Origin of the sequence: Bacillus sp. NPDC060175 (assembly GCF_042728695.1) — a bacterium.
In the GTDB taxonomy this organism is placed as follows: domain Bacteria; phylum Bacillota; class Bacilli; order Bacillales; family Bacillaceae_G; genus Bacillus_A.
On the sequence record NZ_JBHWYR010000021.1, the window covers coordinates 54,377 to 71,948 of the forward strand.

Annotated in this window: 20 protein-coding genes and 3 pseudogenes; 16 read left to right on the forward strand and 7 right to left on the reverse strand. The window is 34.2% G+C overall.

Annotation, left to right across the window (positions count from 1 at the left end; all coding sequences use genetic code 11):
- Nucleotides 1–16 precede the first annotated feature (16 nt).
- Nucleotides 17–1,090, reverse strand: a complete 1,074-nt coding sequence (locus ACFWDE_RS13100) for a WD40/YVTN/BNR-like repeat-containing protein (RefSeq protein ID WP_377892764.1) — start codon at nucleotides 1,088–1,090, stop codon at nucleotides 17–19.
- Nucleotides 1,091–1,279: 189 nt separating this feature from the next.
- On the opposite strand from ACFWDE_RS13100, the gene ACFWDE_RS13105 reads away from it, so the two are divergent.
- The 3 genes from ACFWDE_RS13105 to ACFWDE_RS13115 all read left to right on the forward strand — a co-directional run bounded on the left by ACFWDE_RS13105 (nucleotide 1,280) and on the right by ACFWDE_RS13115 (nucleotide 2,881).
- Complete coding sequence (locus ACFWDE_RS13105; protein ID WP_377892766.1) at nucleotides 1,280–2,179, forward strand: cation diffusion facilitator family transporter; 900 nt, start codon at nucleotides 1,280–1,282, stop codon at nucleotides 2,177–2,179.
- Nucleotides 2,180–2,372: 193 nt separating this feature from the next.
- Nucleotides 2,373–2,537, forward strand: coding sequence for a Fur-regulated basic protein FbpA (gene fbpA, locus ACFWDE_RS13110; RefSeq protein ID WP_002149020.1), 165 nt, complete (start codon nucleotides 2,373–2,375; stop codon nucleotides 2,535–2,537).
- Nucleotides 2,538–2,578: 41 nt separating this feature from the next.
- The gene (locus tag ACFWDE_RS13115; RefSeq protein ID WP_002149019.1) at nucleotides 2,579–2,881 is read left to right on the forward strand and encodes a DUF3784 domain-containing protein; all 303 of its coding nucleotides are present in this window, start codon (nucleotides 2,579–2,581) and stop codon (nucleotides 2,879–2,881) included.
- Between the two features lie 38 nt (nucleotides 2,882–2,919).
- Here the strand turns inward: ACFWDE_RS13115 and ACFWDE_RS13120 are convergent.
- Nucleotides 2,920–3,049: pseudogene (locus tag ACFWDE_RS13120) on the reverse strand (cobalamin biosynthesis protein); the annotation flags it as partial.
- A gap of 215 nt (nucleotides 3,050–3,264) precedes the next feature.
- On the opposite strand from ACFWDE_RS13120, the gene ACFWDE_RS13125 reads away from it, so the two are divergent.
- The 3 genes from ACFWDE_RS13125 (at nucleotide 3,265) to fumC (ending at nucleotide 7,238) form a co-directional block, all read left to right on the forward strand.
- Nucleotides 3,265–3,924: a class I SAM-dependent methyltransferase gene (locus ACFWDE_RS13125; RefSeq protein WP_377892769.1), complete on the forward strand. Its 660-nt coding sequence runs from the start codon at nucleotides 3,265–3,267 to the stop codon at nucleotides 3,922–3,924.
- A 396-nt stretch (nucleotides 3,925–4,320) separates the two neighbouring features.
- A complete protein-coding gene (nhaC, locus tag ACFWDE_RS13130) occupies nucleotides 4,321–5,724 on the forward strand; it encodes a Na+/H+ antiporter NhaC (RefSeq protein ID WP_377892770.1) in 1,404 nt (467 codons plus the stop codon).
- Nucleotides 5,725–5,849: 125 nt separating this feature from the next.
- Nucleotides 5,850–7,238: a class II fumarate hydratase gene (fumC, locus tag ACFWDE_RS13135; RefSeq protein WP_002016545.1), complete on the forward strand. Its 1,389-nt coding sequence runs from the start codon at nucleotides 5,850–5,852 to the stop codon at nucleotides 7,236–7,238.
- A gap of 278 nt (nucleotides 7,239–7,516) precedes the next feature.
- Here the strand turns inward: fumC and ACFWDE_RS13140 are convergent, their stop codons facing one another.
- Together ACFWDE_RS13140 and ACFWDE_RS13145 are read right to left on the reverse strand one after the other, a co-directional pair.
- The gene (locus ACFWDE_RS13140; RefSeq protein ID WP_377892773.1) at nucleotides 7,517–8,137 is read right to left on the reverse strand and encodes a hypothetical protein; all 621 of its coding nucleotides are present in this window, start codon (nucleotides 8,135–8,137) and stop codon (nucleotides 7,517–7,519) included.
- A gap of 133 nt (nucleotides 8,138–8,270) precedes the next feature.
- Nucleotides 8,271–8,689: pseudogene (locus tag ACFWDE_RS13145) on the reverse strand (PH domain-containing protein).
- A gap of 132 nt (nucleotides 8,690–8,821) precedes the next feature.
- Between ACFWDE_RS13145 and ACFWDE_RS13150 the strand changes: the two are divergent.
- The gene (locus ACFWDE_RS13150; RefSeq protein ID WP_002135479.1) at nucleotides 8,822–9,013 is read left to right on the forward strand and encodes a hypothetical protein; all 192 of its coding nucleotides are present in this window, start codon (nucleotides 8,822–8,824) and stop codon (nucleotides 9,011–9,013) included.
- A gap of 37 nt (nucleotides 9,014–9,050) precedes the next feature.
- Here ACFWDE_RS13150 and ACFWDE_RS13155 read toward each other — a convergent pair.
- Nucleotides 9,051–9,194 (reverse strand): annotated as a pseudogene (locus ACFWDE_RS13155) (MBL fold metallo-hydrolase); the annotation flags it as partial.
- Between the two features lie 247 nt (nucleotides 9,195–9,441).
- Between ACFWDE_RS13155 and ACFWDE_RS13160 the strand changes: the two are divergent.
- From ACFWDE_RS13160 to ACFWDE_RS13170, 3 genes are all read left to right on the forward strand, one after another.
- Complete coding sequence (locus ACFWDE_RS13160) at nucleotides 9,442–10,206, forward strand: DUF2087 domain-containing protein (protein WP_377892775.1); 765 nt, start codon at nucleotides 9,442–9,444, stop codon at nucleotides 10,204–10,206.
- A gap of 62 nt (nucleotides 10,207–10,268) precedes the next feature.
- Nucleotides 10,269–10,448, forward strand: a complete 180-nt coding sequence (locus tag ACFWDE_RS13165) for a hypothetical protein (protein WP_002149011.1) — start codon at nucleotides 10,269–10,271, stop codon at nucleotides 10,446–10,448.
- Nucleotides 10,445–11,854: an MATE family efflux transporter gene (locus tag ACFWDE_RS13170; RefSeq protein ID WP_377892778.1), complete on the forward strand. Its 1,410-nt coding sequence runs from the start codon at nucleotides 10,445–10,447 to the stop codon at nucleotides 11,852–11,854. The genes ACFWDE_RS13165 and ACFWDE_RS13170 overlap by 4 nt, the downstream gene beginning before the upstream one ends.
- Before the next feature lie 56 nt (nucleotides 11,855–11,910).
- Here ACFWDE_RS13170 and ACFWDE_RS13175 read toward each other — a convergent pair whose 3' ends face one another.
- On the reverse strand, nucleotides 11,911–12,609 hold the full coding sequence (locus tag ACFWDE_RS13175; protein ID WP_002149007.1) for a peptidase E: 699 nt from the start codon (nucleotides 12,607–12,609) through the stop codon (nucleotides 11,911–11,913).
- 541 nt (nucleotides 12,610–13,150) lie between these two features.
- Between ACFWDE_RS13175 and ACFWDE_RS13180 the strand changes: the two genes are divergently transcribed.
- The 6 genes from ACFWDE_RS13180 to ACFWDE_RS13205 all read left to right on the forward strand — a co-directional run bounded on the left by ACFWDE_RS13180 (nucleotide 13,151) and on the right by ACFWDE_RS13205 (nucleotide 16,926).
- On the forward strand, nucleotides 13,151–13,549 hold the full coding sequence (locus ACFWDE_RS13180) for a DUF3942 family protein (protein WP_377892779.1): 399 nt from the start codon (nucleotides 13,151–13,153) through the stop codon (nucleotides 13,547–13,549).
- A gap of 107 nt (nucleotides 13,550–13,656) precedes the next feature.
- Nucleotides 13,657–14,073, forward strand: coding sequence for a BlaI/MecI/CopY family transcriptional regulator (locus ACFWDE_RS13185; protein WP_002149004.1), 417 nt, complete (start codon nucleotides 13,657–13,659; stop codon nucleotides 14,071–14,073).
- 1 nt (nucleotide 14,074) lies between these two features.
- Complete coding sequence (locus ACFWDE_RS13190) at nucleotides 14,075–14,887, forward strand: M56 family metallopeptidase (RefSeq protein ID WP_002148997.1); 813 nt, start codon at nucleotides 14,075–14,077, stop codon at nucleotides 14,885–14,887.
- Nucleotides 14,888–14,941: 54 nt separating this feature from the next.
- Nucleotides 14,942–15,655 carry a cytochrome c-type biogenesis protein CcdA gene (ccdA, locus tag ACFWDE_RS13195; protein WP_377892781.1) on the forward strand — a complete coding sequence of 238 codons (714 nt, stop codon included), beginning with the start codon at nucleotides 14,942–14,944 and terminating at the stop codon, nucleotides 15,653–15,655.
- 18 nt (nucleotides 15,656–15,673) lie between these two features.
- Nucleotides 15,674–16,228 carry a TlpA family protein disulfide reductase gene (locus tag ACFWDE_RS13200; protein WP_377892783.1) on the forward strand — a complete coding sequence of 185 codons (555 nt, stop codon included), beginning with the start codon at nucleotides 15,674–15,676 and terminating at the stop codon, nucleotides 16,226–16,228.
- Nucleotides 16,229–16,242: 14 nt separating this feature from the next.
- On the forward strand, nucleotides 16,243–16,926 hold the full coding sequence (locus tag ACFWDE_RS13205) for a prolipoprotein diacylglyceryl transferase family protein (RefSeq protein WP_377892784.1): 684 nt from the start codon (nucleotides 16,243–16,245) through the stop codon (nucleotides 16,924–16,926).
- Nucleotides 16,927–16,985: 59 nt separating this feature from the next.
- Here the strand turns inward: ACFWDE_RS13205 and ACFWDE_RS13210 are convergent, their stop codons facing one another.
- Nucleotides 16,986–17,531 carry a helix-turn-helix domain-containing protein gene (locus tag ACFWDE_RS13210; protein WP_002148990.1) on the reverse strand — a complete coding sequence of 182 codons (546 nt, stop codon included), beginning with the start codon at nucleotides 17,529–17,531 and terminating at the stop codon, nucleotides 16,986–16,988.
- Nucleotides 17,532–17,572: the final 41 nt, after the last annotated feature.

Below are 17,572 nucleotides of genomic sequence, written 5' to 3' on the forward strand. Positions count from 1 at the left end.
GCAGTCTCTCTTTTTGTTAAGAGCTAGTAACGAGTAATGCATGAGGATGCTGCGTTTTATACTCATCTTTCCACGGAATGTTTAGTTGCTCCCACGATTCGCCGCTATCTACAGATTGGAAGATGCCGTTGTTATTTAAAGTGTAAAACATATGTGGTTCTGCTGGGTTTGTCGCAAACATCGAAATGACTGTACCGATTGCTGATGGTAGTCCTTGCTGTACTTGCTGGAAAGGAGTATCTTTCGTTTTTCGATAAATATAAGATTCATAAGGAATGCGGTGATGAGCGAGATCAGCACTCGGTGCAGCAGAAACGAGAATCGTATTACAATCAGCTGGATCGATAGCCATGCTGTATAAATAATGATGTTCAAGTCCTTCACTACATGAGATCCAGCTGTTTCCACTGTTATAACTTTCAAGATATGCACGATCAGGGCCGCCCATAAATCCGTCACCGCATGATGCATATAGGCGATTTGGTGCGTCAGGATGCATGAGTAATTGATGAGCATCGATAGGAGCACCGAATTTTTTATCAATCCATGTATGCCCTTTATCGTTGCTTTGAATAACAGCACCAGCTTCGATGGAAACGTGGATTGTATTTGGATTGTTTGGATCAACTGTAATCCAGCGTACGTGATGAGTAAAAGGTCTGGGTGGGAAAGCCCACGTATAGGAAGATAATAATGATTTCATATTTTTAAGTTCAGTCCACGTTTCACCACCATTTTCTGAACGGAATAAAGCACTAGGTTCTGTGCCTACATAAACGACGCCATATCCGTTAACTTGTTCATTAGAGCTGATCGTTATGGAAGTGATCGAAGAATGTAAAATACCATCTTCTTTCGGAAAATCAAAGTAACGATAAGAATCCCCAATGGGTCTCCATGAATCCCCACCATCATCGCTTAACCATAAACCTCGTCCGAATGTGCCACAATATACACGATTCTTTTGAAATGGATCAACAGCAATACAAGTAGGCTGGATATTTTGTAAGTGATATGCTGTTTCATAGTGACCATATTGTTCTTTGACTACAACAAGTTCACGCTCCATACAGAGAAATAAACGTTTCATTTTAGTAACCTCCTTAAAAATTCTTTCATTAGTAAACAATATGAAAATAAAAAAGAAGTAGTCTTGTTTTTAGTTGAGAAAAAGGACTTGTTTGAAAAGTAGCGAAGTTTGTATACAGAGGAAGCGGGATAAAGGTGGGGAGTTTGTTTCATACTAACATACAGATATTGCACTTAAAGGAGCATTTGTATGGGACATTCACATGATCACGGACATTCTAAAAATAAAAAGGCGTTATTACTTGCCTTCCTATTAACAACAAGCTTTATGATTGCTGAAGTTATTGGGGGATTTGTAACAAATAGCTTAGCACTATTATCTGACGCAGGACATATGTTAAGTGATGCGGTATCCTTAGCTTTAAGTTTACTTGCGTTCAAGCTTGGAGAGAAAACAGCAACAACCGCGAAAACATACGGATATAAGCGAGTCGAAATGTTAGCGGCATTATGTAACGGTGTTGTACTTATTGTCATTTCTATATACATTTTTATTGAAGCAATTCGTCGTTTTCAAGAACCAGTTGAGATTGCTAGTAATGGAATGCTCATTATTGCTGTACTTGGTCTGCTTATTAATATTTTATCAGCTTGGATATTAATGAGAGGCGGAGATGTGAAAGGTAATTTGAATTTAAGAAGTGCTTTCTTACACGTACTAGGTGATCTATTAGGGTCAGTCGGAGCGATTATTGCAGCGTTACTTATTAAATTTTTCGGATGGACTGCTGCAGATGCGATTGCTAGTATTCTTGTGTCTATTTTAGTCATTATAAGTGGATGGCGTGTAACACGTGATACGGTTCATATATTAATGGAAGGTGCACCGCAGCATATAGATGTTGAAGAAGTAAAAAACACATTATTAAATATTACGATTGTAAAAGAAGTCCATGATTTGCACATATGGTCTGTCACATCGGATTTTCAAGTATTAACATGTCACCTTATTATTAAAGGGAATGAAACGCAAAGTGTATTAAGGGAAGCTACCGATGTATTAAAGAGGGAGTTTCATGTAGAACATGTCACCATTCAAGTAGAAATTGAAGGTGAATTTAATCATAGTGAGACAACTTGCAAAGTATGAAAGAAAAAGGATTAGAAAAAGTGTCATAACATTTTTCGCATGGCATACATATATATAATGTGGCCACAAATACTTTGTAAGGTAAATATTTCATAAGATTACTTTACTTATTAAGAATCATCTTTTATAATCAAAAGTGGTAATTGATAAAGATTATCATTTTCAATGATCGTAGAAAGGAGTTTTTTAAAAGATGAGTAGTCAACTCCGTTTTGCTGTTGAAAATCGTAAGAGGCATTTAATTGATGAGTTAATTGGAGCAGGGGTGTTTAAGATTCGCGACCGACAATTATACGAGCTGTCTTTAGAGGAATTGGAAAAAGAGTACGAAGATATTGAAGATTACGTAAATATTTAGGCATAGCATATAGATTATTAAAGAAGGAGCTGGTTACACTTTTGTGTAACCAGCTTTATTATTCTTTCATAGAAATCATTTTTTTAGGGTATCAAATGCATGTGAAAAAGAGATTGTTTTTGTTGGCAGGATATCAAGAAGAAACGTTTGTTGGAGATAAAAATAAATTAGCGAAGCTTTCAGGAGTATTTTCCTATATAGTCGGAGTTGTTACTATAATATTACCGTTTGGCTTAGAAAAAATAGGTGATGTAGTTGGTATCGTATATGCTATATTAGTTGTTTTAGGTACAATTATGTTTCTTATTAAAGCAAATCTGTTAAATAAGAGTACTACAAAATGAAAAAAGGCTTCATTCTACGGAAGCCTTTTTTCACTTTGTTATGAAGTATAAGTAAAAGCTGGAATAGGATCAACAAAGATATTCCAATCTTGTTTCATTTCTTTTTCTGTTAATGCCAATAAATACGAGCTCAGTTATTTGATCTCCATATCGTTCATCCCAGTTTCTTCATAACTAAATAAATTTGTGTTGTAGTAGGAATCATTTGGACAATCATCCAGTTAAATATAAATATAGTGAAGGAGAGAAAATTGATCTTTAATTGAATTTCAAAAGAATAAATTCTGCATATTTTTATGAAATATAATCATAATCGCGACGCCCAAAAAATAAAAATAAGAGTAATTTGGTTTGTTAAAAATATGTGTATAAGGAGATATGAGATGAACTGGGTTACTCATAAACCATCGTTTGAATTTGATAATTTTAGCCATATTATTCGATCGCAATCTGCTTGGAGTGGGCATTTGGATTTCGCATATGATTTAGTACGATTTGAAAAGCCAGGAACTTTAGTTGAGCTAGGCACACATTTAGGTGCTTCCTTTTTTAGTTTTTGCCAGGGGGTAAAAGACGGAGGGTTGTCAACTAAGTGTTTTGCTGTAGATACTTGGGCTGGAGATGAGCATACAGGTCCATATGGAGAAGGGATTTTTCATATAGTAGAAAAAGTTGTGAATATTAGTTACCCTAATATAGGAAATCTAATTCGATCTACTTTTGATGGGGCTCTGGATCAGTTTCAAGATGAAACGATAAATCTTTTGCATATTGATGGCTATCATACGTATGAAGCTGTTTCTCATGATTATAAAACATGGTTACCTAAAGTTGCGAAAAACGGTATTGTATTATTTCATGATATCGAAGTTAAAAACGGTGATTTCGGTGTGTATAAGTTTTGGGATGAGGTCAAGGTGAAACACCCTCATTTTCAGTTTGGGCATTCATATGGACTCGGAGTTTTATTTCCGAAAGGTTGTAGCGATAAATTTTCGAAAATACTTAAAAATAAAGAAGAGATACAAAATATGTATAAATAAAAGAGGGGCATGCATCGATTAAATGATGTGTGCTCTTTTTTTATGTGGAAATATATTATTACATATGAGGTGAAAGCGGTAGTGAAAAGTTTTGTTGAGGCAAATATTAAAAAGGTTATTATGGGTTAATAATTAGTGGGGGATGGATAAAACCCTCATTGATTAAAGTTTTATTTCATTAGGTGTTTTTATCTAAATAAATAAAAATACAATATTTTTTATATTTTTCATTGCGAAAAGAGTCATCTACTTTTACAATAGAAAGGGTTGTGAATATATTATACTGGAAAAATAAATCGAAATAATATGAAAATTTTGTTTTGTCTTCGCTAATTGTATACTACATACACGTAAGACTACATACATCATGTTATCGACTTGTAAGGAGAGAAAAAAATGAAAAGTGTAAGATTACCATCGATGCTAGAAATTATTATTCTTTTATGCCTATTTCTTGCTGTCGTTTTTTACTTCCAAACGATTTTTGATCTCCCAATTCAATTAGCGCTATTTATTTCATGGTTTTTAGTTATTGCGCTTGGATTAAGATTAGGATTTCGTTATCAAGAATTGCAAGATGCAATTACGAAAGGGATTTCTAATGGATTAGAAGCAATTCTTATTTTAGTTGCAGTTGGGGCTTTAATTGGAACGTGGATTGCTGGTGGGGTTGTACCTACATTAATTTATTATGGATTAGAATTCATTCACCCTAGCATATTCTTGTTGGCAACTTTAATTATTTGTTCAATCACTTCTATCGCGACAGGAACATCATGGGGAACAGTTGGAACTGCAGGTATTGCTATGATGGCGATAGGTGAAGGGCTTGGATTACCACTTCCGCTTGTTGCGGGTGCAGTCCTTTCAGGAGCTTATTTCGGAGACAAATTATCACCACTTTCTGATAGCACAGTTCTTGCAGCTTCTATGGCGAAAGTAGATGTTATTGCTCACGTTCGAGCTATGCTCGTATTAGACGTTCCAGCTTATATTATCACTAGCATTATGTTTACTGTTGCTGGATGGATGTATGGCGGGGATAATGTAGATTTAAATAGAGTAGAGTTTTTAAAAGAATCTTTATTAAAGCACTTTGATATTAAAATATGGATGCTTGTTCCAGCGGTCATTGTTATTGTGCTATTGGCGATGAAGAAACCGTCTATGCCAACAATTGCTATGGGAGCTTTAATTGGTGCAATTTGGGCAGCTCTTTTCCAAGGAATGAACTTTGGAGAGGCGATTGGAACAGCATATAACGGATTCTCAATTCAATCTGGTGTTGAGTTTGTCGATAAGTTATTAAACCGTGGTGGAATTAACGGTATGCTCGGTTCAGTAGCCGTTATTATTTTCGGCTTAGGTTTTGGTGGACTACTTGAAAAGTTAGGTGTTCTTAAAGTAATCGTATCAAAATTTGAGAAGAAATTAAATTCTGCAGGTAATGTAACATTGTCTACATTAATTGTTGCGTTTTTAGCAAATATATTTGGTTGTGCGATGTACGTATCACTTATTTTAACACCAAAAATTATGGAAGATAGCTATGATAAATTAAAAATAGACCGCCGCGTATTAGCACGTAACTCAGAAGTAGGTGGAACGTTAACTTCTGGTATGGTTCCGTGGTCTGATAATGGTATTTTTATGGCTGGTATTTTAGGTGTATCAACGTTATCATACGTGCCATTTATGTGGCTAAGCTTCGTATCACTCATTTTAGCAGTTATTTATGGATATACAGGCAAGTTCATTTGGTATGTAGATGATGCGGATAAAGGAAAGCAAGCATCATAAAAAATTACCTTCTGCGGTGGCGGAAGGTAATTTTTTTTATACACAAGAGTGAGAATTCTTATCATTTGGGTGAAAGTCTGTTAAAATGAGAAATGTAGGTATTTTATTTTCAAGGGGATGAAAAAATGGAGTACAGAATTGAAAGAGATACATTAGGAGAAATGAAAGTTCCAGCTGATAAATTATGGGCAGCACAAACGCAGCGCAGTAAGGAAAACTTTCCAATTGGAACAGAGCATATGCCACTTGAAATTGTAAAAGCATTTGCGATTTTAAAGAAGAGTGCAGCGATTAGCAATCAAAAATTAGGAAAGCTATCAGAAGAGAAGACGCAAGCAATTGTGGAAGCTGCTGATGAAGTTATTGCAGGGAAATGGAATGAACATTTTCCACTTGTCGTATGGCAAACGGGTAGTGGTACACAATCGAATATGAATGTAAATGAAGTAATTGCAAACCGCGGTAATCAAATTTTGAAAGAAAAGGGATCTGACGTACATATTCATCCGAATGATGATGTGAACATGTCTCAAAGTTCAAACGATACATTCCCAACAGCGCTTCATGTAGCGTGTGTAATCGCGGTAGAAAATCATGTATTACCGGCTATTACGAAATTAAAAGAAACCTTAGCAGAAAAAGTAACTGCATTTGAACATATTATTAAAATCGGTCGTACGCATTTACAAGATGCAACACCTTTAACGTTAGGACAAGAAATTAGCGGATGGCACCGTATGCTTGAAAAAACAGAGCGTATGATTGCAGATAGCAATACATATATGAAAGAATTAGCAATTGGTGGTACTGCAGTTGGAACTGGAATTAATGCACACCCTAAATTTGGTGAGATGGTAGCAGAAGAAATTAGTCTGTTTACAGGTAAACAATTTGTTTCTGCACCAAATAAATTCCATGCGTTAACGAGTCATGATGAAGTTGTATTTGCACACGGAGCATTAAAAGCATTAGCTGCTGATTTAATGAAGATTGCTAACGATGTGCGCTGGCTTGCAAGTGGTCCGCGTAGTGGTCTTGGGGAAATTATTATTCCTGCAAATGAACCAGGAAGCTCTATTATGCCAGGTAAAGTGAATCCAACGCAAAGTGAAGCATTAACAATGGTTGTAGCACAAGTTATGGGGAATGACACAACAATCGGATTTGCTGCGAGCCAAGGTAATTTTGAGCTAAACGTATTCAAACCAGTTATTGCTTACAACTTCCTGCAATCTGCTCACTTATTAGCTGATGCAACTGTGTCATTCAATGATAAATGTGCAGTTGGTATCGAAGCGGATGAAGAAGTAATTAATGAGAATGTGAATCGTTCATTAATGCTTGTAACAGCGCTAAATCCGCATATCGGATATGAAAATGCAGCGAAAATTGCGAAGCATGCTCATAAGGATGGATTAACTTTAAAAGAAGCAGCACTGCAATCAGGACTACTAACAGAAGAGCAATTTGATGAAATTGTAGATCCGAAAAAAATGATTGCTCCGAAAGAATAATAGAAGAGGCCAAGGTTCTTAATTTAGAATCTTGGCTTTTTTTGATATTCATTTATAATGCCTTGTGGGAAAGTAAATATACTTAAAGGGTTATGCATATTTTGTAATAATTTAACTGTTAATTCTCCATGACTTAGCTTATACATACGAAGCACTGTTCATTATTTTAGAGTAACAGTTCGCCTTTGTATGTTCATATTGTTTGTTATAGGAATATAGGGGGAGCTTTATGTCATGAAAATAGGCTAACTTAGAATTGAGTTAGCCAGAGTAAGCAATTAATATTTAAACGCAGGTTCTGTTTGTAGATAATATCCATTTCTTACATGACCAGTCCAATTCGCAAAAAATTGTCTCCATGAAACACTACTAAAAAATGAATCTATAGATTGTGTGTCGGAATTCCAGTCTAAAATTAAGAATGGTGCATTTCCTATTTGCCAAATCCCTCTATTTACATCGGTTCCCGTTTCACGAATTAATAGGAGGGGAAGTCCGTATTGGTACCCCATAGCTGGCTCGATTTGAGAAAAAGGAGTCCCTTCCCAAAATGGTGTGTCTGGTAAAAATGGACCTACATTTGTTTTCACGGCTTGTACAAAAAAACGCTGAAAATCTACAGCCACGAGGCCATAACTTGATAAAATCATTCTTCTTATGCTTGTTAAAGGTGATTCAGGATATTGATCGCTTCGTGGAATTGTGCGAGGAAAAAGAAGAGCTTGCTCCAGTTCAAAAATGAGCCTGTCTAAAAATTGCTGTTGTAGTTGATTAAGTGTATTTACAGTACTTAAAAATACAGGAACTCGAAAAGCTTGATCCATAGCTACTTGAAGTTTTTGAGAGGTAAATACACCTTGCTCAGTGTTGACAAATAGTTTGCTATTTGTATTCTCCATTGTTGTTCCTCCTTTCATCATTATTAACAATATATGTAATTGAATTATAGGAGTATGGACATTAGGATAAAAAAATAACTCGTAAATTTATTAACGAACTTTTAATATAACTTTACTCCACTATTGGTATGAATTAGTGGGGTGTTCGATTCATTACTTTCATATTCGGACAGTTCTCTTTTAAGAGTAAAATGAATTTTTCTTCTTCTTGTGGTACGAAAGTTGTCACTGAGTCAAATAAATTATAATCAATTTCTAATTGCTGCCTAGTCCATTTTTCTGAACGGAGTGTTTTGCCAGAGTATTTAATGTGACGAATATCTTCAAATGGAATTTCAGTACGTAGTATGAAACCGTTTTTTATTATGAGAGAAGATTCCGTTATGTTGTAGTGAGAGAAATAGAATGAAGAAAGATTCACGATATTTAACAGCATCATAAGAGTGAAAAAAATAGAATTTTCATTTTGGAAGAATAGCGAAATGAAAAAAAAAATTATAAATAATGTAATGAAAATGACATGAAATGGATTTTTTTCGCTTTAAACTTCAAGTTAGTCACCTCGTTATACGTGTTCATTAACTAAATTAAATCATAACATCGTAATGAAACGTGGGAATATGCAGAATTGCATATTCTTTCGGTTTATTATTCGTGTAAAATTTTTTGATAGGATAAATTTAAATGAAGTTTTTAGTAGTGGAGTGGCATAAAGTGACTAACAAGAATAGAAGTGTAGTGCTAGTCATAATTAGTTGTATGATGATTATGAGTGGCTGCTCAAATAGATTCGTTGAGGATGGAAAGCGAAAACATGTACTTGTACAAGCGAGTAAAGTTTTAGTGGAAGTTGTTTATAAAATATATAAAAGGTAAAAAGGTGTTTCTATATGTGGAAACACCTTTTTTGTAGTTAAAATTGAATGCTGAAGTTTTGGAATGAGTGAATGCCGGTTCCATGTTGAACGAGGTTGTTATCACTTAAATATTGAATAGCGTATTTTACTTCTTTCAATATAGTAGGAGAAAGACCAAGTGTATGATGTGAACCGTAAACCAAGGGTCTTGAAGAATAATCATGCTCTATTTCACATCCTATAGTAATTAATTTATATAAACACATTCGCTTTTCGTTGTTTTAAGTCCTTTTTAAGATTTGTTAATAGATGTTTTAATTAAAGTTTATAAAATAGGTAAACGAAACATTGAAATGTTTACTTTTTATATGTTAAGATGATGTAGTGATAATAAACGTTATTGTAATTTGTTTGTTTTTAAGTAAACCTTTTAAAGGAGTGTTTAGTATGAGTGATATTTCAGAGAAGTTTTGGGATGCGTCGGTAGAGGAATTAAAGAAAGGGTATGTATTTGACGAGGCAGCAGAGGAGTATATTTGTTTAGCATGTGGAGAAACGTTTATTAAAGGGGTTATTTATCAAGAAAATCAAGTTTTGTATGAAGCAGAGAAGTTTGTACAGTTGCATATTCAAAATGAGCACACGTCTATGTTTGATTATTTATTAAATCTTGATAAGAAGTTTACAGGTTTAACTGATTTGCAAAAGAAAATGGTTCAGTTTTTCCATATGGGACTTAACGATAAAGAGATTGTAAAAGAAATGGATGGCGGGAGCACGTCGACGATTCGCAATCATCGATTTACATTACGAGAGAAAATGAAGCAAGCGAAAGTATTTTTAGCGTTAATGGAATTGTCAGAAGAAAAATCAAAAGTTCAAACTAAATTTGTACCGATTCATAGAACAGCTACGATGGTGGATGATCGATACAATATTACAGAGGAAGAAAATGCTGAAGTTTTAACAGCGCATTTTACAGAAGGTTTGGATGGACCGCTTTCTAAATTTCCGAAAAAGCAAAAGCGTAAATTAATTATATTGCGTCATTTAGTGAAGAAATTTGATAGCAATGAAAAGTATACGGAAAAAGAAGTAAATACAGTTTTAGAAAATGTATATCCGGATTTTGTAACTTTAAGAAGATATTTAATCGAGTATGGTTTTTTAGATAGAACAGCTGATGGAAGCCAATATTGGGTGAAGTTATAAGTGTGAAGCAAAGAAAATGAATAGAAGCACAGAATAAAAACAACTATACAAAGAGATATGGATTGAAATATGTAGCGCATTATAAATACAAAAAAATGTATGATGAACTTGAAGCATCAGAGGTCTCAAAAAGAAAGGGACTGGGCATTTCAATATCGAAAGTAGAATTGGAAAAGTTGGAACAGTACGGAGCGCACGGATATAACCGTGCAGAAATTAATAAAAGGGGAAATGAAATTTGAAACCACCTACAGATAACAATAAAGAAGGTGTAGAGTCACAGCAGTCAGAAACGGAACATAAGCCGATATGGAAATCGATGTCCATGTTTTTAGTGCCGTTACTTTTAAGTAATGTATTACAGTCAGTTGGACAGTTATTTGGAATGGTAGTAGTAGGAAGATGGCTTGGCGTAAATGATCTAGCAGCTATATCGGCATTCTTCCCGTTATTTTTCCTGCTCGTTTCATTTGTAATTGGAATTGGTTCTGGTAGTTCAATTTTAATTGGTCAGGCATTTGGTGCTAAAAATGAAGAGCGCTTAAAAGCTATCGTTGGTACGACGCTTACGTTTACTTTTATTATCGGAGTCGTGTTGGCGATAATAGGCAGTATTTTTGCAACGGATATTATGCGCCTTATGGGAACACCCGAAAATATTATTGAAATAAGTGTGCATTACGCAAGAATTTTATTTATATCTATGCCAGTATTATTTTTATATTTTGCATACACAACATTTATGAGAGGTACAGGAGATTCTAAAACGCCATTTTACTTTTTAATCGTAAGTACAGCGCTAAATATGATCTTATTACCAATTCTTATTTTTGGCTGGTTAGGAGCTCCGAAATTAGATGTTTATGGAGCAGCGTATGCTTCTGTTATATCCACAGTTATTACGTTTATTGTCATGCTAGTGTATTTAAAGAAGAAAAATCATCCACTGCAATTAGACGCTACAGTAAGAAAATATCTTCGTATGGACTGGGAGTTATTAAAGTTATTGTTACGACTTGGTATTCCAGCGAGTATTAATATGATATTAGTTTCATTATCAGAAATTGCGGTAATTGCATTTGTGAATCGCTATGGATCAGATGCAACAGCGGCGTATGGTGTTGTGAACCAAGTTGCAAGTTATGTACAAATGCCGGCAGTTAGTCTCGGCATTACCGTATCAATTTTTGCGGCGCAATCAATTGGTGCGAACCAATTTGATCGATTGCAGAAAGTTGTTAAGGCCGGAATCATCATGAATTATATTATTGGTGGTGTATTAATATCTCTTATTTACTTGTTCTCAAGAGATATTTTAGCACTATTTTTAACAAGTCAAAATACAATTGACATTGCTCATAGTCTAATCATGATTACATTATGGAGCTACTTAATTTTCGGTCATGCACAAATTATTAGTGCGACAATGCGAGCAAGTGGTACAGTACTATGGCCAACTGTAATCAGTGTTGTATCAATTTGGCTTGTTGAAGTACCTGTGGCGTATTATCTTTCTTACCATACGAGCCTTGGAATAGAAGGGATATGGATTGGGTATCCAGCTGCATTCATCGTCAGCTTAATATTACAGTATGCATATTATAAGCTTTCATGGCAGAAGAAACGAATTACACGATTAGTGAGTTGAAAGATGAAAATGTCCCTAAGTCATTATACTTAGGGACATTTTTCGTTAATGAATGCTTATAAATAACTTTTTAAAGTTATGTCAAAATGTTGTCTAATGAGTTTTCCATTATTCATATAAAACTCCCAAGCTGTATCTGGCTCACCGATAATTTCAAATGAACCTTCTGTAATATATAAAGCGCAATTATCTTCTAATGCAATGCCTTCTATATTACCTTGGTGAGTTTGTAAAAACGTATGGAAAGCATTCATTCTATTTAATTGATTGTAATGAGGGCAAAATCTTTTGTTAACAATACTCCAGCCACTACTTTCTATATAACCAGAACCTTCATAATCTGAACGTAGGCTAGATGTGAACCAGCACATAGCGCCGGCACTATATCCTGCAATAAGTGTTCCACGTTTTAAAGCAAATAGTAACTTTTCATCTAGTTTATGTTCTTTCCATTGTTCAAGCATGTGAACGTAATTTCCACCGCCAAGATAAATTAAATCGGCAGAATGAATCATCTCATCTATTTCATATTTAGTAGGTGTTTCGGTTATAATGCGTAAAATTTGAACCTCACAATGTAATTGCTTTTCAAACGTTTCTAAAAATAACTTTATATATCCTTCATCATCACGACTAGCTGTTGGAATGAATAATACTTTTGGGTATTGTTTATTTGTTAATTCTATAAGTCGTTCATTAATATGCAAGTGATTTGGATCTTGTAAATCACCGCCACCAATGACAGCTAATTTCATAGTAAAGCACCACCTAATAATATTTGTTATGTAAAAATTCGATAGCGGGGAGTTACATTCCTTCTGTGATTTAATGAATAAGGGGAAATAAAGTGAACAATATATTGGAATAGCATAAGGAGTCGATAGCTGTGGATAGAAAGGAATTAGAAGCAGTTTATCCCGCATTAACGGGCAGTAAGACTCCCACCTCAAAATTCGACTGGAGCAAAGCGGTTAGGTGGGAGATCAACTGCCCGTAAACGCCCGATTGGTTCAACTAATAATCAGTAGGGGATGAACAAAACCCCACTGATTAAAGTTTCACTGTATTGATATATAATACTGGATAATATTGTTTTAAAGTATGGAAACAATATGTTTAAATGAATATAACGGCGTACTAATTAATATTGAAAGAGTGTTTATATTTAAAAAGTGCGGGGAATACCAGAGGTTTTACAAAAGTGGTTTTTACTTTTTATAGGAAGTTATTTTATAATATGGTAAAATTATATTAATATATTTATTAGCGTAAACTGAAAAGAGGGAGCGTGAAAGAGTGGATTTTCGATTTGAGTTCGCAGCGAAGGTAAAAGAATATTTAGATGATGAAAAAGATGAAAAAATAATAAAAGATGGGCACAGAGAGATAATTTATAAATATTTATATCCGTTAGAGAGTGAAATTGGAATTTTTAAAAATCCTAACTTTACTTTTTTTGCATCAGGAAGACGTTCACATATAGTATTAGAAAATATTGAATTTAAAACAGAAGTAAACGTAGAAAGTAATATAATTGAAATTACAAAAATAGTGGATAATGTGGTGATTCCATTAGATACTATCGTAGCTAAAGATCGGGAATTATTTGCACTCGGGCGTAATGAGAAGTTTAGTGTGCAAATATTAGAGTATTACCTCTTCGCTACATTTGGAGAGAAGTTAGGTTTACAATGAATGGAACGGAGTACAGATTTATAATTAGTGGATATTAGTTTATATTATTCGAGTTTGACCTTTCATTTAATTCATACTACAATCTGTAGTGTGGAAGGAGCCGTACTATGTTTACTCAAAACTATAAGTTAAATGAGCAAGGGTTAAATCACTTCTTTGGACCGCTTGAAGCGAAAATTATGGAGATTGTTTGGTCTACTGAGGGTATTGCGATTAAAGAAGTGCAGCAGAAATTAAGTGAAGAATCGCCTGTGAATTTTAATACTGTTATGACAGTTATGAACAGGTTAGTAGAGAAATTACACTTAGAAAAACAGACTGTGAAAAGAAGTGGCATATATCGTGCTGTACAAACAAAAGAAGAATTCTTATCCAATCAAACGAAGAAAATGACACAGGAATTAATGGGGGAGTTTGGAGATTTAGTTGTAAATCATATGCTAGATGAGTTAGAGCAGGCTGATCCGACTTTAATAAAAAAATTAGAAGACAAATTGAGTCAATTAAAAAAAGAGGATCGATAAAATGAAATGGCAAATGCGTAAAATCGTATTGTTAGCAGTAATTGTAAGTACTCTCTTTTTCAGCATGTTAGTGTATTACGTTTCATATCCATTTCTTTTTCAAAATAAGGCGTTCTTTCTTTCAAAACTTTGCTTGTTTGAATTAGAAAAACATATGAAAGAACTATCGCTGATTCGTATTATAATAGCTGGATTATTATTACTTACTGTATTGATAGTGTGCAAAAGACTTTGGCGGCAATTTTTCTATAGTAAAAAATTGCAAAAAGTAATTTTCCCTTTCATTAGAAAAGGAAAACAAATATATATACTGCCGACTATGGAAGTTGCAGCATTTACAATTGGATTATTTCGTCCGAAAGTTGTTATGTCAGAAGGAATACTTCAGACGTTTTCAGAGGAAGAAATTGATGCGATTGTATTCCATGAAGAATATCATCAAAACAATCTGGATCCGCTAAAATTATTTTGTTTTACGTTGTTAGCAGAGGGAATGATGTATATTCCGATATTAAAAGGGTTGCTACAACGATATCATACGTATCAAGAGTTAGCAGCAGATAAATATGCGATGCAAAAAATGAAATCTTCATTTGAGCTAGGTAGTGCATTATTAAAATTAATTAAAATAAAGACGATGGAAAATCAATGTATTACAGCTTCGTTTGCGAAAACTGCAATTAATTTACGGATTGAGCAAGTGTTGAATGAGAAAGTTATTAAGCTGAATATACCATTACATACGAATTCAGTATATGTAACGTTAGGGCTATTTTGTATGTCGATTGTACTTATTGTTGGAGAGTGCATATAGCCTCTTTTTTTAATAGTTAACACTACGATTTGTAGTGTGGTTAGGAGGAATAAAATGAATGCAGCCGATTTAACAATTTGGCTTGTAGTAGGGGCGGGGGTACTGTCATTTATATCACCATGTTCTTTACCGCTATATCCATCTTATTTATCATATATTACAGGTGTTTCCATTCAAGATTTAAAAGAAAATCGTGGAATTATGCAAAAGTCAGCGATTATACATACAGTATTTTTTATGATCGGTTTCTCGGTTATATTTTATGCGTTAGGTTTATCGGTGAGTTGGATTGGGATTACTTTTTCATCTAATCAAAGATTGATTCAGCAAATTGGTGGGATTTTTATTGTTTTGATGGGGTTATTTATGACCGGATTGTTTCAGCCTAAGTGGCTTATGGCAGAGAAAAAAGTGCAGTATAGAAGTAAATCGACAGGATATATTCGCTCAGTTTTGGTCGGCATGACATATGCAGCAGGATGGACACCGTGTGTTGGTCCGATATTTTCTGCAGTGCTTATGCTCGGGGCGACCAATCCTGAAAGTGCGCTTCTTTATATTACGGCATATACTCTTGGCTTTGCAGTTCCGTTTTTCGTGATGGCATTTTTTATTGGAAAGGTAAAATGGATTGTTACTTATGCCAATGTCATGATGAAAATCGGCGGTGGAATGATGATTTTAACAGGGGTTTTATTATATACGAATCAAATGACGAAAATTACAGCGTTCTTTATTCGTCTATTCGGCGGATTTACGGGATTTTAGAAATGAGGAGGAAGAAAAGTGAAGAAACTAATTGCTATTATACTGACCGGGGCACTAATTTGGGCAGGGGTTAATTTTTATAATACAAAGAAAGAAGAAAAAGAAAGAAAAGCGAAACAAGCGGAGCTAAAAGAGAAAGAAGTATTACCACAAGTGGGATTTAAAGCACCAAACATAACATTAAAAGGATTGGACGGGAAGCTGTATTCGTTAAATGATGCAAAGGGAAAACCATATGTTATTAATTTTTGGGCATCGTGGTGTGGCCCATGTGAAATGGAGGCTCCTGACCTAGTTCGTTTGTATGATAAATATAAGGAGGATGTTGAAATCTTTGCGGTAAATGCAACAATCGGTGATCCAGTACAAGAAGCGAGCGCATTCGCAGATCGTCACGGATTTAAATTTCCTGTTCTATTAGATATGGACGGAGTAGCTGGATTAGATTATAAAGTATTCTCTTTACCAACGACATTTTTTGTTAATAAAGATGGAATTATTGTAGATCATGCACGAGGTGTATTACCTCCAGATCAATTAGAAGAGAAGTTTAAGAAAATAATTGAGAATTAAGAGGGGATTTCATAGTGATGGAGTGGATGGTGAGGTTACAACCAGTTTCTCTTATAATAGGAAGTCTATTTGGATTTACTCTGATGAAACTAAGGATGAAAAAGCAAAATATTCAATATGAAAAAATGATGGATGCAGTAACGAATGGTCTTCTCATCATTGTATTCATATGGAAATTCGCACCGGCAATTTTAAATCCAGTATGGGCCATTGGGGCGCCAATGCAAGCATTATTAGCTGTAGGAAGTATTCAACATATTATAGTAGGTTTTATTATGGCTAGTATATACATTGTTTGGAAAAGTAAAAAAGAGCAATTTTCTCTTCGAATTTTACTTGATACATTACCCTTTGGATTGTGTGTGTGTATTATCTTTTATTTTCTATTCCATCAAGAAGTAGGTATACAAACGACACTGCCATGGGGGATGAAAATATATGAATCAAAATTTTTGTATCATCCTATTTTCATGTATGAGATTATACTCGCACTGGGTATAATTGGTTCGTTATGGATTAAAAATGAAAGATTAGGAAATGGAAAGAATATAAGCTTCTTTTTAATTTCCGAGGGAATTGCTCATATCATTATTTCACTTATTAATGAACAAAATTCAGTTCTATTTGGTCTTTCAATACAGCAAATACTCAGTTTTTGTGTTATTAGTTTAGGGATTTTGTTAGTACCAAAAAAATAAAAATAGCCATGTACGGAGAGCATCCTCCATGCATGGCTATTTTTTTATCATCATATGAATTAAAAAATCGGCGGAGTAACAGAAAATAAAACAATCGCATTTTTCTCGAATTGATTTACCCATTTATGTTTTAAATAAGCTGGTATTTTTACGCTATCACCAGTTTCTAATGTGTACTCTTCTTCATTTAAGTGCAATGTGATTTTCCCGTCTAATACAAATGCTAGTTCTTCTCCTTTATGTTCTAGAACATTTTCTGATGAAGCAGTATTTGGAGGAACAGTCATAATTGCTGTTGCTAAATTTCCTGTGAAATCAGGTGATAGCATTTCATATGATAAATTATCGATAATCATTTTCTTACGTTTATGAGAGCGTACGATTAAATCATCTGTATTTGTTTCTTCAAGTAAAAAGCTAAACGTTGGAACATCAAGTGCTTTTGCGAGTACCTTTAATGTTTGAATAGAAGGGTTAGCAGAACCACGTTCAATTTGACTTAACATAGATGGTGTGATTTCAGCCATATTTGCTAGTTCTTTACTAGTTAAACCTTTTGCTTTTCTTTGCTTTTCAATTTTTTTGCCAATATCTATATTTTCCATAGAAGATTCTCCTTAATGATTATTAAATTATATTTAAATAA

What these genes read in the sequence shown, in the direction of transcription:
- ACFWDE_RS13100 (WP_377892764.1), bottom strand. Translation starts at nt 1,090, where the DNA reads ATGAAACGTTTATTTCTCTGTATGGAGCGTGAACTTGTTGTAGTCAAA.
- ACFWDE_RS13105 (WP_377892766.1), top strand. Translation starts at nt 1,280, where the DNA reads ATGGGACATTCACATGATCACGGACATTCTAAAAATAAAAAGGCGTTA.
- fbpA (WP_002149020.1), top strand. Translation starts at nt 2,373, where the DNA reads ATGAGTAGTCAACTCCGTTTTGCTGTTGAAAATCGTAAGAGGCATTTA.
- ACFWDE_RS13125 (WP_377892769.1), top strand. Translation starts at nt 3,265, where the DNA reads ATGAACTGGGTTACTCATAAACCATCGTTTGAATTTGATAATTTTAGC.
- nhaC (WP_377892770.1), top strand. Translation starts at nt 4,321, where the DNA reads ATGAAAAGTGTAAGATTACCATCGATGCTAGAAATTATTATTCTTTTA.
- fumC (WP_002016545.1), top strand. Translation starts at nt 5,850, where the DNA reads ATGGAGTACAGAATTGAAAGAGATACATTAGGAGAAATGAAAGTTCCA.
- ACFWDE_RS13140 (WP_377892773.1), bottom strand. Translation starts at nt 8,137, where the DNA reads ATGGAGAATACAAATAGCAAACTATTTGTCAACACTGAGCAAGGTGTA.
- ACFWDE_RS13150 (WP_002135479.1), top strand. Translation starts at nt 8,822, where the DNA reads ATGAAGTTTTTAGTAGTGGAGTGGCATAAAGTGACTAACAAGAATAGA.
- ACFWDE_RS13160 (WP_377892775.1), top strand. Translation starts at nt 9,442, where the DNA reads ATGAGTGATATTTCAGAGAAGTTTTGGGATGCGTCGGTAGAGGAATTA.
- ACFWDE_RS13175 (WP_002149007.1), bottom strand. Translation starts at nt 12,609, where the DNA reads ATGAAATTAGCTGTCATTGGTGGCGGTGATTTACAAGATCCAAATCAC.
- ACFWDE_RS13185 (WP_002149004.1), top strand. Translation starts at nt 13,657, where the DNA reads ATGTTTACTCAAAACTATAAGTTAAATGAGCAAGGGTTAAATCACTTC.
- ACFWDE_RS13190 (WP_002148997.1), top strand. Translation starts at nt 14,075, where the DNA reads ATGAAATGGCAAATGCGTAAAATCGTATTGTTAGCAGTAATTGTAAGT.
- ccdA (WP_377892781.1), top strand. Translation starts at nt 14,942, where the DNA reads ATGAATGCAGCCGATTTAACAATTTGGCTTGTAGTAGGGGCGGGGGTA.
- ACFWDE_RS13210 (WP_002148990.1), bottom strand. Translation starts at nt 17,531, where the DNA reads ATGGAAAATATAGATATTGGCAAAAAAATTGAAAAGCAAAGAAAAGCA.